12 protein-coding genes and 1 pseudogene are annotated in these 12,400 nt (G+C 66.0%); 8 read left to right on the top strand and 5 right to left on the bottom strand.

The window, feature by feature from the left end:
* The coding region (locus tag AC5LUJ_RS16835; protein ID WP_493465267.1) for a DNA-methyltransferase at positions 1 to 573 on the bottom strand (573 nt) is incomplete at its 3' end.
* A 393-nt stretch (positions 574 to 966) separates the two neighbouring features.
* Between AC5LUJ_RS16835 and AC5LUJ_RS16840 the strand changes: the two genes are divergently transcribed.
* Together AC5LUJ_RS16840 and AC5LUJ_RS16845 are read left to right on the top strand one after the other, a co-directional pair.
* Positions 967 to 1,845 (top strand): hypothetical protein, encoded by an 879-nt coding sequence (locus AC5LUJ_RS16840; protein WP_493465268.1) that lies wholly within the window; start codon positions 967 to 969, stop codon positions 1,843 to 1,845.
* A 19-nt stretch (positions 1,846 to 1,864) separates the two neighbouring features.
* Complete coding sequence (locus AC5LUJ_RS16845) at positions 1,865 to 3,478, top strand: hypothetical protein (RefSeq protein WP_493465269.1); 1,614 nt, start codon at positions 1,865 to 1,867, stop codon at positions 3,476 to 3,478.
* A 40-nt stretch (positions 3,479 to 3,518) separates the two neighbouring features.
* On the opposite strand, the gene AC5LUJ_RS16850 is transcribed toward AC5LUJ_RS16845, so the two are convergent.
* Complete coding sequence (locus AC5LUJ_RS16850; protein ID WP_250287184.1) at positions 3,519 to 3,815, bottom strand: P-loop NTPase family protein; 297 nt, start codon at positions 3,813 to 3,815, stop codon at positions 3,519 to 3,521.
* A 319-nt stretch (positions 3,816 to 4,134) separates the two neighbouring features.
* Between AC5LUJ_RS16850 and AC5LUJ_RS16855 the strand changes: the two genes are divergently transcribed.
* Together AC5LUJ_RS16855 and AC5LUJ_RS16860 are read left to right on the top strand one after the other, a co-directional pair.
* The gene (locus AC5LUJ_RS16855) at positions 4,135 to 4,881 is read left to right on the top strand and encodes a CoA transferase subunit A (protein WP_131790693.1); all 747 of its coding nucleotides are present in this window, start codon (positions 4,135 to 4,137) and stop codon (positions 4,879 to 4,881) included.
* Positions 4,871 to 5,551, top strand: coding sequence for a CoA transferase subunit B (locus AC5LUJ_RS16860; protein WP_250287186.1), 681 nt, complete (start codon positions 4,871 to 4,873; stop codon positions 5,549 to 5,551). The genes AC5LUJ_RS16855 and AC5LUJ_RS16860 overlap by 11 nt, the downstream gene beginning before the upstream one ends.
* Here AC5LUJ_RS16860 and AC5LUJ_RS16865 read toward each other — a convergent pair.
* Together AC5LUJ_RS16865 and AC5LUJ_RS16870 are read right to left on the bottom strand one after the other, a co-directional pair.
* Positions 5,548 to 5,823, bottom strand: a complete 276-nt coding sequence (locus AC5LUJ_RS16865) for a cytochrome C oxidase subunit IV family protein (RefSeq protein ID WP_131790692.1) — start codon at positions 5,821 to 5,823, stop codon at positions 5,548 to 5,550. The two genes, AC5LUJ_RS16860 and AC5LUJ_RS16865, sit on opposite strands and share 4 nt — an antisense overlap.
* 3 nt (positions 5,824 to 5,826) lie before the next feature.
* Positions 5,827 to 6,420: a cytochrome c oxidase subunit 3 gene (locus AC5LUJ_RS16870; protein WP_250292260.1), complete on the bottom strand. Its 594-nt coding sequence runs from the start codon at positions 6,418 to 6,420 to the stop codon at positions 5,827 to 5,829.
* Between the two features lie 32 nt (positions 6,421 to 6,452).
* Here AC5LUJ_RS16870 and AC5LUJ_RS16875 point away from each other — a divergent pair.
* Positions 6,453 to 6,864: pseudogene (locus AC5LUJ_RS16875) on the top strand (DDE-type integrase/transposase/recombinase); the annotation flags it as partial.
* Positions 6,865 to 7,014: 150 nt separating this feature from the next.
* Here AC5LUJ_RS16875 and AC5LUJ_RS16880 read toward each other — a convergent pair.
* Entirely contained in the window at positions 7,015 to 7,740 is a 726-nt protein-coding gene (locus AC5LUJ_RS16880; protein ID WP_250285370.1) for a hypothetical protein, read from the bottom strand.
* Positions 7,741 to 8,641: 901 nt separating this feature from the next.
* On the opposite strand from AC5LUJ_RS16880, the gene AC5LUJ_RS16885 reads away from it, so the two are divergent.
* From AC5LUJ_RS16885 to AC5LUJ_RS16895, 3 genes are all read left to right on the top strand, one after another.
* Positions 8,642 to 10,018, top strand: a complete 1,377-nt coding sequence (locus AC5LUJ_RS16885) for an IS701 family transposase (RefSeq protein WP_250285361.1) — start codon at positions 8,642 to 8,644, stop codon at positions 10,016 to 10,018.
* A gap of 203 nt (positions 10,019 to 10,221) precedes the next feature.
* Positions 10,222 to 11,952, top strand: coding sequence for a flavin-containing monooxygenase (locus AC5LUJ_RS16890; RefSeq protein ID WP_493465270.1), 1,731 nt, complete (start codon positions 10,222 to 10,224; stop codon positions 11,950 to 11,952).
* Positions 11,930 to 12,175, top strand: a complete 246-nt coding sequence (locus tag AC5LUJ_RS16895; RefSeq protein WP_493465271.1) for a hypothetical protein — start codon at positions 11,930 to 11,932, stop codon at positions 12,173 to 12,175. The genes AC5LUJ_RS16890 and AC5LUJ_RS16895 overlap by 23 nt, the downstream gene beginning before the upstream one ends.
* Positions 12,176 to 12,400: the final 225 nt, after the last annotated feature.

Genomic DNA, 12,400 nt, shown 5'->3' on the forward strand with positions numbered 1-12,400 from the left:
CGTGGCCACTGCTGAGGCCGGGGGATAGGCCCGGCCGGTGGCGCCGGCCTGCGGCGGTTGGGCGCTGCGGTGCGGCAGCCGGATGGCATCCAGATCGAAGAAGTATGACCGGGACCGGGTCAGGCAGTAGATCACCTCGTAGCCGGCGCTCAGCCGGTCCCGGACGCTGGCGGGCATCGGGTTGATCTTGGCCCAGATGACCTTGTTGCGTAAGCGCCAGCCGTCGGCCAGCAGGCTGAGGGCCAGCCGTTCCGGGCCGAGCAGCAGGCTCTTGACCGGCGCGCCTTCGCGGGGATGGCGGCTGTAGCCGTCGCCGAGGTTCAGCCACAGCACGCCGCTGGGCTTGAGCACCCGGGCGACCTCGGCCAGGACGGCGCGGAGGCCGGCCACCCAGCCGGTGACGTCGGCTTCCAGGCCGATCTGGCCGGATACACCATAGTCCCGCAGGCCGTAGTAGGGCGGGCTGGTGATGACACAGTCCACGGAGGCCGGCGGCAGGTCGGCCAGGCGGGTGCGGGCGTCGCCGAGGAGGATGGTGTTGCGCCAGGGCTCGGCCTGGCGGGCAGTACTCATGGGCGGTCTCCGCGGTGGCGGGCCGCTTGGTCGTGAAGGTCCGGTTCATCCGGCTCATTGTTATTTTCGTTATCTTTTATTACTTTGAGTAGCCATTTGAGGTCGTTGAGGAGGTCAAGATTTTTGGAGTAGTGGCGGAGGAGGTCCACCCCCCGTGACCTGCGCGAACAGGCCGCGGAGATCGCCATTAAGAGCTATGAGATGTTCTGGTGGTGACATGGTGGTGACGTTGCGACGGCAACTACATGTCGCTCTTTCGGTCGCGGTTACGGACTGTAAAAACCGATGATCGACGGCATGTCCGTATCCCGGGGCTGTTGTGGCTTCCCTGGCGCACCCGATGTGCGGCAGCCTGGCGACGGCGGGAGGAGACGGCGGGAGGAGAGGTCTGCGATGAGCCGGTATGCCTACGACCCTGGCCAGCGTGCCCTCCTCGTCTCCTGGGCTACTGGAACCGGGGATCTGGCCGCAACCGTCGCCACGCTCCCCACGGCCGTTGTCGAGCGCGACGCCTTCCGGTTGGCCGAACAGTTGACCTTCCTGGCTGCGGCGGCGTGGCGTACCTACACCCATCCGGCCAGTGCCACACCGAGTCTGCGTGTCGGCAGCGAAGGCTGGCGTCGCGCCAGCGACCGCACAGCATTCGCCAGTGTGCTCGCCGTGATCCGGCGCCCTCACCTACCTCACAACGGCACCCTGCTGCAGTCCTATGTGATCGTCGAAGAAGCTGCACACCGCGTCGGGCGTGCCCTCCACGCGATCGGGAACCAGAACCTCGCCGAACAGATCCTCGCTGATGTCTCCGCGGAGCTCGACGCCGTCGAGCAGGCTGAACGCGGTGACCTCTCCGGACGGGCCCGCCAGGCCATCGCCCTGACCCGCGCCGACGCCTCCCCCCTCCAGGTCGCTGCCGCCGACGTGCTCCTGGCTGACAATCCCTTCGGGGACAGTCGTTTGTTCACCGAGGTGGAGCCCACCGCCGCCGCGGTCGCAGCCGCTCACTGGCTGCACGTCGCCGCCACGGTCACGGCACGCCAGACCGGACTTGATCCCACCCAGGTCCTCGTTGAGGCGGACAATATCGAGGCGCTTCCCCACGAAAGTCCCACCGTCGTCCTGGAACACATCACCGCCGCCAAGTGCGGCTGGAGTACCAAGTGCGGCTGTAGTACAAGTGCGGCTGTAGTAGCAGTGAGGCTTCGCCTCGGACCGCCGAGCAGCGCGGCTGGGCTGGCGGCCCCGGTGCCGGCCGGCGCATCCTGGCGACCGTAGCCGTGTCAGGAGGCCGGTCATGGGTGCGCATACGGTGACGGTCAACGAGGTGCTCGACGGGCACGTGGCGCTGGACATCCAGTGCCTGGACCGGATCTATCTCAACGCCTACGTGCCGACGTTGCAGACCAGCGCGCAGGTCACGGCGTTCCTGTCCGGTCACCTGGGCTACCCGTTTCCGTCGCCGGCGCTGTTCAACCAGATCGGCCAGCGGTTCCGCCGCGCGGTCGCCTCGTTCGCTGAGGCCAACGGCCTCCCGTGGGTGCGCTTCGGCAGGGACGACGTGGGCGGCAAGCTGGAGCTGATGCGTCCGCATCTGGATCGCCAGGCCGCGACCGGACGGTCCGGGGTCGCCGCGACCGGGGTGGCCCAGGAGTTCCAGCGGGTCTGGACCGCCTACGAACGCCACACCGCCACCGGGGCGGTGCAGTGGTCGTTCACCAAAACCGACCGGCGGGTGTCCTGCTCCTACTTCTCCGTGTGGGACGCCGACTTCGGCCCGGCGTTCATCAAGATGTGCAGCTACTTCCCGTATCCGGCGAAGATCTGGCGGGGCGGGCACGCGTGGGCCAAACGCCAGGCGACCCGGGCCGGGATCGGCTTTGCCGAGCTGTCCAACGGGTTCGCCGCCGCCGCCGGCCCGGCCGCGCTGCAGGAGATCTGCGACCGGCTGAACCCGGGCGCGATCGACGTGTTCGTGCAGCGCTGGCTGGCCCGGCTGCCGTTGCCGCTCACCGCCACCGACCGGGACGCCGGCTACTGGTGGGAAACCTCCATGCGCCAGATCGAGATCTCCCGCACCCTCGTGTTCGACGCGCCCCGGCACGCCCGCGGCTTCTTCGAGGCGCTCATCGCCGACAACCTCGACCTCGGCCGCCCGCACAACGGGGAAATCATCTTCGGACGCCTCATCCGCCGTGACATGAAGGGAACCTTCCGCACCGCGATCGACCGCCGCGACAACGGCGGTGGCGTGGTCAACGTCTTCTACAAGCACTCCCGCATCAAGCAGTACCTCAAGGACGGTCGGGCCATGCGGATCGAGACCGTCATCAACGCCCCGCGGGACCTGGGCTGCAACGCCCGCCTGCGCCACCTGCCCGAGCTGCAGTCCAAGGCCCGTGCGGCCAACCGCCGGATCCTGGACGCTGAACGGGTCGGCCAGGGCTGTGTCCTCGCGAGTCCGGCCTTCGAGCGGATCACGCACCCCACCGTCGACACGGAGGGGCGGCGGACCCCGGCCCTGCGGTTCGGTGATCCACGGGTCATGGCCCTGACCGGCGCCCTGTGTCAGACGCTGCTCACCGCGACCGGCTTCACCAACAAGAACCTACGTGTCCTGATCGCTGGGCTGCTCGGCAGCGACTACCGCCCCGGCCAGAGGACCTATGACCTGCGCCGGCTGCGCCTGGCCGGCCTGATCCGCCGGCTACCGCACCGCAACCGCTACACGCTCACCGACGACGGCATCCGCATCGCCGTCTTCTACACCAAGGTCTACAACCGGCTCCTCGTCCCGCTTACCGCGGCCGACCAGCCCCAGGCCCCACCCGAGCTGCGCGACGCGCTCCGCATCCTCGATCGCCACGTCGACAGCTACATCGACCACGCCCGGCTCGCACCCGCAGCCTGAAACGTGACACAGATGTGAAGAACCCACAGACCAAAGATCGCTAGTCGACGTCGACGCGCTCCTTGAAGATGTCCGAGCTCTCGCACTCCGTCAGCTCGCCGACGAAGCGAGCCTGACCGCGGTTGAGCAGGTAGACGTAGTCCCCACGGGCGAGCACCCGCGTGACGTACCGCTCGACCAGCAGCAGACTGGAGCCTTCCTGAGCCAGCAGGTCGAGAAAGGCGAAGATCTCGTCCACCACAGCGAGCGCCAGTCCCATCGACACCTCGTCCAGCAGGAGCAGGCGCGGGCTCGAGAACAGGTGTGCCTGAACCGCCGACCCAGATCCCTCGATCATGATGACCGCCAGAATCGAAGTTCGCCTCGGACTCCGCCACGGCGGGTCGCAGTTGTCCGCAGTTTGGGCAGTCATTGTGGTCACCAGAACGGCGCCGCTCACGACCGCGAGCAGCCTTGCAACGGGCTTCAGCGCCATCGTCTCCCTGCCCAGGTGCACGGCCCACGAGTCGCCGCCCTCACACCTGTCGATCTGTGATTTTTCTCACTTATCCTTCCTCCGTTTTGAGTTAATGACCCTTTGAGTGCTTTTCATCCCACGAGAAGTGCTTGCAAGACGTTAGTTTCTAACTATAATTCGTTTTTGGAGAGGGGAAGCGGTGAACAAGATCGTCGGCAGTGCCGCCGAAGCGGTCACGGATATCGCCTGCGGGTCGTCGCTGGCCGTTGGCGGGTTCGGGCTCTGCGGCATCCCGCAGGCTCTCATCGAGGCGCTGTTGGAAACCGGGGTCGACGACCTCAAGACGGTCTCCAACAACTGTGGCGTCGACGGGTGGGGCCTGGGCTCGCTTCTGCGAGCCAAACGGATCAGCCGCACCACGGGCTCCTACGTCGGGGAGAACAAGGAGTTCGAGCGGCAGTTCCTGTCCGGCGAGCTCGAGGTCGAACTGGTCCCGCAGGGCACGCTCGCCGAGCGGCTCCGTGCCGGCGGCGCGGGTATCCCCGCCTTCTACACCCCCGGTGGCGTCGGGACACAGGTCGCCCTCGGGGGGCTTCCTCTCCGGTACGACGGGTCGGGTGGCGCGGCGAAGGCGTCGGAGCCCAAGGAAGTCCGCACCTTCGACGGTGTGGAGTACGTGCTGGAGCACGCGATCGTCTGCGACTACGCCCTCGTGCATGCCCGCTACGGCGATCGGCACGGCAACCTCGTCTACGAGAAGTCGGCGCAGAACTTCAACCCACTCTGCGCCGCTGCGGGTCGCGTGACGATCGCGGAGGTCGAGGAGGTCGTGGAGCCCGGCGACCTGGATCCGGCCCTGGTGCACACCCCGGGAATCTTCGTGCAGCGCGTGGTGCAGGTGTCCGTGGAGAAGCGGATCGAGCGGAGGACCGTCCGTGCTGTCTAGGGACGAGCTGGCAGCGCGGGTCGCCCTCGAGCTCGCGGACGGGCAGTACGTCAACCTCGGGATCGGCCTGCCTACCCTGGTACCCAACTACGTGCCGGACGGCGTACACGTCGTGCTGCAGTCCGAGAACGGCATGCTCGGCGTCGGGCCGTACCCGACCGAGGACGCCGTCGACCCCGACCTCATCAACGCTGGCAAGGAGACCGTCACCCTCAATAAGGGCGGCTCGTACTTCGACAGCGCGACGTCGTTCGGGATGATCCGCGGCGGTCACATCGACGTCGCGATCCTCGGCGCCATGCAGGTGTCGGAGAAGGGCGACCTGGCCAACTGGATGATCCCCGGAAAGATGGTCAAGGGGATGGGCGGCGCGATGGACCTCGTGCACGGAGCCAAGCGCTCAATCGTGATGATGGAGCACGTCACCAAAGACGGCTCACCCAAGATCGTACGAGAGTGCTCGCTGCCCTACACAGGCCGCGCGTGCATCCAGCGCGTCATCACCGACCTCGCTGTGCTCGACATCGAGCCCGCAGGACTGGTGCTGCGCGAGCTCGCACCGGGCGTGACCGTCGACGACGTCCGGGCCGTCACCGAGCCCGACTTCGCCGTCGCGCTCTGGTGCTGGATTCCTCCGGTCTACCCCGGCCTTGAGGAACCCAGCATCTAAGCGAGGAGGAACAGCGAGATCGTCACGGCGCAGACGGCGACGCAGTACCCCTCGAACAACCCGCGCAAAACCGCCGGTGCGTTGCGGAGGTCCATGAAGTAGAGACCAACGAGCCTGGCCTTGAACAACGCGACGACCAGGATCGCAACGCTCGCCATCCGATGCCCGTCGTTGCTGAGGCCATGGTCGGTACCCAGCACCCAAGACAGCGACGTCGCAAGGACGAGGATGAGCCACACACCGGTCGCACGCGTGCGCACCACGGAACTCATCGTTCACCTCACCAGGTAGAGCAGCGGGAATATAACTATCCAGAGCAGATCGACCATGTGCCAGAAGCATGCGCCGCCCTCGAAGAGCACGAACTGCCCCTCGCTGAGCTCAGCCTTCCGGGACAGTGTGAACAGGACGACGAGCACAACGAGGCCGAAGAACAGATGCGCCAGGTGCAACCCGGTCAGCACGAAGTAGTACATGTAGAACTTGTTGACGTCCGGAGTCATCCCCATGGCGATCTTGTCGTGGTACTCGACGACCTTCACCGCGACGAACCCGAGCCCGAACGCGATCGCGCCGACCAGCAGGCGCGGAGCGCTGCGCCGGGCCGCTCCCCTGACCGCGCGCGTCGCTAACACGACGAGCAGCGAGCTCGACAGAAGCAGCAGCGTGTTCAGCGCCCCCAAGTCGCGGTTCAGGGTGCCCTGCGAATGAGCGAAAACCTCCAGCTGCTTACCGCGCTGGTTCAGGTAGACACAGAACAGGACGGCGAAGACCGTCATGTCGCCGAAGAGCAGCAACCACAGCCCGGCCTCGCCCGGGATGTGGTGTTCTCGCCGGACCGTCGAGGCCGGCACCTGGGTCTGTTGCATCCGTGAGTTCCTCGATCAGGAATCGTAGGTGGATGCGCCGAGGTCCCGTCCGTCCACCGGTCCCCGCCTCGGACTTCACCGGATTGCCGGTTCCTGCCCGAGGGGAAGCGTGCCGGCGGTCCGCTGATACCTGCGCTATGCCCTGTCCTATCGGGACGTCGAGGAGCTCCCCGCCGAACGCGGCCTGGCCATCGATCATATGACCGTCTACCGGTGGGTGCAACAGTTCGCCCCGCTGCTGATCGACGCAGCCCGGCCTTGCCGGCACATTCCTGGAGATCGGTGGTGTGTTGACGAGACCTATGTGAAGGTCTCCAGACGGTGGATCTACCGGTACCGGGCCGTCGGCCAGGACGGCCCGGTCATCGACGTGCTGGCCAGTAAGTATCGCGATCTGGCCGCCGGCCAGTCGAAGTCACCGCCGACCCATCCACCATCCAGCCACTCGACGCCAACACGATCATCCTATCGGGGAGTCGCTACGACCGTTTGACCCCGCCCTCCATATTGACTCCGCTGAATACAACAGATCCCCGGCGGCTGCCTGCGAGAGCACTGGCCGCACGTCGCTGGCCTGCCCGGCGACCCATCTGGTCACTGCTGGCTGACCGCTTCCGCTCGGTTCGCCTGACCTTCTTCCTCCTGGCGCCGTATGGCATCGAGCAGCACAACCGACAGCACAATCAGCCACAGGAAGAACACGACGACCAGCACCCACCAGGCAATCAGGCCGTTCCATGCCAGCGGGCCGTCCTTGAAGAAGACGTCGAAGCCCGCCGGGCAGAACAGCAGGGCGGCCAAGATACTGAAGTAGCCGGACCAGCGGGGGAAGATTGGCTTTTCCTGGCGGTCCGCGAGGATCGCGATCCCGATCACGATGGCCTGCGCGACGATGGTGTAGACTAGACCCGTGAACGGCAACCAGCCCAGGTCGTTCAGGGTCTGGACGATTTCGGGAGAGCGCTCGGAGCGGAAAGCGGCGGTCTGCCAGAAGTAGATGGGGACGACGAACTCGAGCGGGAGAAGCACCCCGAGCCCGAGCTGTGCGTAGGTGAGGGGGGAGAACTGCCCCTCTATCCGCTTGAGCTGCACCGAGACTGCCGCGACCCACGGGACCGTCAGCGTGCCGGCATAGAGAGTCAGCAGGAGACCGAAACGAATCTGGTTCGCGTGTTCGCGGAATCTCACCGCCACCTGGTCAGGACTTTCGGCAGGTGACGGCGGCGGTATGAAGTCAGCGATCAGCCAGAATCCAATAAAGAATAACACTGCTAAGACAGGTCCGCACCACGCGCACAGGCGCTGGGCTCGTATGTTCATCTCGATACTCCTCGTCCAAGGAGCTGGAATACAATAAGTGACTTTCTTGCGAGGCGTCTACGCAGGTCAGGGCGTTGCGATGGCGTCACTTAATCCATTACGGGCCCTAACCAGCGGGTAGGCGGCCCGATGACTTTGCTGCCAGGACTTGGCGAACAACCGAAATGACCGGAACTGCGCGAACCCAGCACGTCGAATGTGCGGGTGCCCCGATCTCGGCATAGAGGCCCAGCGACTCGCCGTAGCCACGAACCGCCCACCTGATAGTTTCCGGCTACCTGAGCTGACCACCCTTCCGGCAGACCGACAACTCGATCCTCATCCACGTCACGCGCGATCCGCCGAGTCCACTCCAACGCTAAGTTAAACCTTTGTTAGATTAGAATCTACAGCAGTGTCCAAACAGGGGCAAGGGCGGGCTCGCAACTGGGTATTCTGTAAGCTTTTGGGGCTTTGGTACGGTTTGGGGACCTGACGTCGGGTTCGGGTTTCGTCGTCTTGCGCTTGGCTGCCAGTGCGCTCTGCTGGAAAACATGGGCGCACGACAGCCGGGGTCTGTTGCGTTGAGCGGGAACGGTCCAGCCCCCCACCCGACGACCCGATCCGTCACGTCCTCTACCAGCACCTCCGACAAAACAAAGTCGCTCGACCAGACCTGGAACCTGGCATCTGACTGAGATCCGCCAGTACCAGGCGATGCTGGGGGTTCGCTACACGCCTTACCCCCAGCCACCTGACCAGCAGGTTCTTCCCCCACGACACCATCCGGGCCGCGGACCCGGCGCCCGACCCACGCACGACAGCCGGGCCGCCACCCTGCCTACTAACGGTAGTTTGTTGGATCAGGGTTGTGGGGGTAGGTCTGCGCTGTCGGACGTCTCCGAGGTGAGGGGGTCTGACGATGACCAGACGTCTGCCGTGCCCGCCCGCGCCGGGCCCGTTGGAGGATTACGCCGTCCGGTTCGATGATCTGTTCTCGGCGGTGGGGCAGCGGCGGGGGTTCCGGGAGTATCTGACCGGGCTGCTCGCGCCGCGGGATCGGAACAAGACGTTGACCTGCCTGGCTGGGGCCGAGCCGGTGGTGGGCGCTACCCATCCGGCGGTGCAGCGGCTGCAGTTCTTCCTCGCGGAGTCGGTGTGGAACCCAGGGAAGATCAATACCCGGCGGGTGGCGCTGCTGCAGGCCGATCCGCGGACCGCCTCGCATGCGGCTGGGGTGCTGGTGATCGACGATTCCGGGGATCGCAAGGACGGCACGGCCACCGCGCATGTGGGCCGCCAGTGGCTGGGCCGGTACGGCAAGACCGACAGCGCGGTGGTCACGGTGAGCACGCTGTGGGCAGACGAACGGCTCTACTATCCGCTGCACGCCCGGCCCTACACCCCCGCCCACCATTTCCCGAAAGGTAAGAACGATCCCGGGTTCCGGACCAAGCCGCAGATCGCGGTGGACCTGGCCCGGCGGGCCCGCCCGGCCGGGGTGGCGTTCCGGGCGGTGGCGGCGGACTGCGCCTACGGCGACCACGACGCCTTCCGCGGCGAGCTGGCCGCCGCGGGGCTGCCGTTCGTCATGGCCCTCAGACCCCACCGGGGCACCTGGGCCTACGGACCCGACGCCCGTACCCCGGTCGACGCCGCCCGAGACCTGGCTTGGGGCGGCCCGGACAACCCCGGGAACTGGACAGCGGTGACCCGCACGTTCCGGGACGGGCGCACCGCCCTGTGGTGGGCAGCTGAGGCCCGGCTGGGCTGGTGGGGGCCGGAGGGGACCATCCGTCTGGTGGTGGCGACCACCGACCCGGCCCGGCTGCCGGAGAACAGCAGCTGGTATCTGGCGACCAACCTGCCCCGTCCGGGATCGGCACGCGAGACCGACAGCCCGCACCCGCCCGCCGACCTGGCCGAGCTCGTGCGGATCCACGGGATCCGGAACTGGATCGAACAGGGTTACAAGCAGGTCAAGGACGAACTGGGCTGGGCTGATTTCCAGGTCCGCTCCGACATCGCGATCCGCCGCCACCAGACCTTGGTGTTCTGCGCGTTCTCGTTCTGTTGGATGCATACCCCCCTCACCGAGACGCCCCCCGGGCAGGAACACCCCGGCAGTGGGCACGACCGGCGAGAGAGGGGGTTCCACAGCAGCCCGCCCGCCGGCGCGGCCGTCCTGGCCGGTGACACTGCGCGCGGTCCGCAGCTGGCTAACCCCCCTGGATCATGCTGCAACGCTGCTGGCACGCCTGGTCACCGGCACCCCCGCCCGATGACGTCCAAGCCCTGATCACCGCGGTCGGTACAGGGCACGGCCTCCACCTCTACCTCCCACCCTGATCCAACAAACTACCGCACGATGCGCGACCGTTGCACGCGAAGCGCGAGGGGTGGGCCGCTTGCCCGGGGGCAATATCTAAACTAAATTAGGACAGGCGTCGCTCCACGTGAGTCGTCGCTGGCGACAGGTGGCCTGTCGCCACGGAGGGAGAGATGATGTCGGTCACTGAGGCTCGTACCCACATCGATCCTGTGGTGCTGCACGAAGCCTTGGCCGTGGCCAACATTCCGACGCTGGTACCGCTGCTGGTGCAGCTCACCGGCGACCGCAAGTGGACACGCCCGCCCTACCGGCCGACTCGCGCTCGTGGCACGGACGACCACGATGACGGCGGCCTTCCTCCTGTGGTGCAGCAGGAGATCCGCTTAGCGGTCGAACAGGCAGTGTTGGACTGGGCTGCGGGGGCACCGGTCGCCATGCCCGCTCCAACGGGTCGGCAGCTGCTGGAGCTGCTTGAGCTGTGCGTCGCCGAGGAGGTTCCCGAGGACTTCGAGGCGATGACAGCCGAGCAGATGGGGTTCCGGCCCAAGCCCGCGCCGGTACCGATTGCTGTTGGTGGCGAGTTTCACGTGGTTGTCATCGGTGCCGGCATCTCGGGCATGACCGCCTCTAAGTACCTGCGAGACATCGGGATCGCCCACACGGTCGTCGAGAAGAATGCCAACGTGGGCGGCACGTGGATCGAGAACCGCTATCCAGGCTGTGGGGTCGACACCCCGAGTCACCTTTACTCCCTCTCGTTCTTCCCGCGTGCGTGGAGCACGTACTTCGGCAAGCGCTCGGAGCTCGAGGAGTACCTGGACGGGCTCGCCACGCACTTCGACCTCCGTAGGAACATCCGCTTCCAGACCACGGCGGTGGCAGCGTCCTGGGACGACGACGCGGAACTGTGGACAGTCATCGTCCGGGACGCGGCCGGTGCGGAAGAGGCCCTGACCGCAAACGTCCTCATCTCGGCTGTCGGTCAGCTGAACGTTCCGAAAATCCCCCAGCTCGAGGGGATGAAGCAGTTCAAGGGGCCGGTGTTTCACTCGGCGCGCTGGCCCGACGGTCTGGACCTGACCGGCAAACGTGTCGCTGTCATCGGGACCGGGGCAAGTGCCATGCAGATTGTCCCTGCCATCGCCGACGTGGTGGGAGCCCTCGACGTCTACCAGCGCTCACCCCAGTGGGTGTCGCCGAACAGCAACTACTTCCGGCCGGTTGATGGGCGGGTGCACTGGCTCATGGATAAGGTGCCGTTCTACCGCGCCTGGTACCGCTCCAAGCTTGCCTGGGCCTACAACGACCGGATTCACGCGTCGTTGCAGAAGGACCCTGCGTGGGCGTACCCGGAACGTTCACTGAACGCTGTCAACGACGCACACCGCAAGTTCTTCACGGCGTACCTGATGGGAGAGCTTGAGGGCAGGCCTGACCTTGTGGAGAAGGCCCTGCCCAGTTACCCGCCGTTCGGGAAGCGGATGCTGCTGGACAACGGGTGGTTCGCCGCGCTAAAGAAGCCGCAGGTGGAGCTCATCACGGCTGGGGTCGCGGCGTTGACAGAGACGGGAGTCGTCACTGTTGATGGGGAGGAGCGGCCGGCGGACGTCGTGGTCCTCGCCACGGGCTTCGAGGCCCACAACCCCGTCCGTTACCAGGTCACCGGCATAGATGGACAGGTGCTTCAGGACCTGTGGGGAGCGGACGATGCTCGCGCGTACCTGGGTATCACAGCGCCAGGTTTTCCGAACCTGTTCTTCATGTATGGGCCGAACACGAACCTCGGTCACGGCGGCAGCTTCATCTACCTGGCGGAGAGCCAGATCAACTACATCATCGATGCTGCAGCACATGCTTCGCGAGGGCATCAGCTCCCTCGTGTGCAGGCCGGAGGTCAGTGATCGGTACAACCAGGAGCTCGACGAGGCGCACCAGCGGATGGTGTGGACGCACCAGGGCATGGACACGTGGTACCGCAACTCCAAAGGCCGCGTGGTGACCGCGATGCCCTGGCGCGTTGTCGACTACTGGACGATGACGCGCTCGGTCGACCTGGACGACTATGTGCTGCGCAAGAACGGCCGGATTGTCCAACGACCGGAATCAGACGGGCTGCCCACTTGAAGGCTGGTTGCTGGCGGCATCAGCGAGCTTTCGGTCGTCGCGGTACGCGATGCCGCGGGATGTTCGGCTAGTACTCCAGTGACAGTGGCCGGCGTGTGGTCTCTGTGTGGGGTGGCGGCGTGGCGTCCGAACGGGTGCCACCGTGTGATTCTCCGTAGTTTGTGAGAACAACCGAGGAATCCGCGGTGGCCGCGGAGCAGAGTGTATCCGGGTCGGACGTGGCGG

The sequence above is a fragment of the Protofrankia sp. CiP1_Cm_nod3 genome (genome assembly GCF_982290655.1).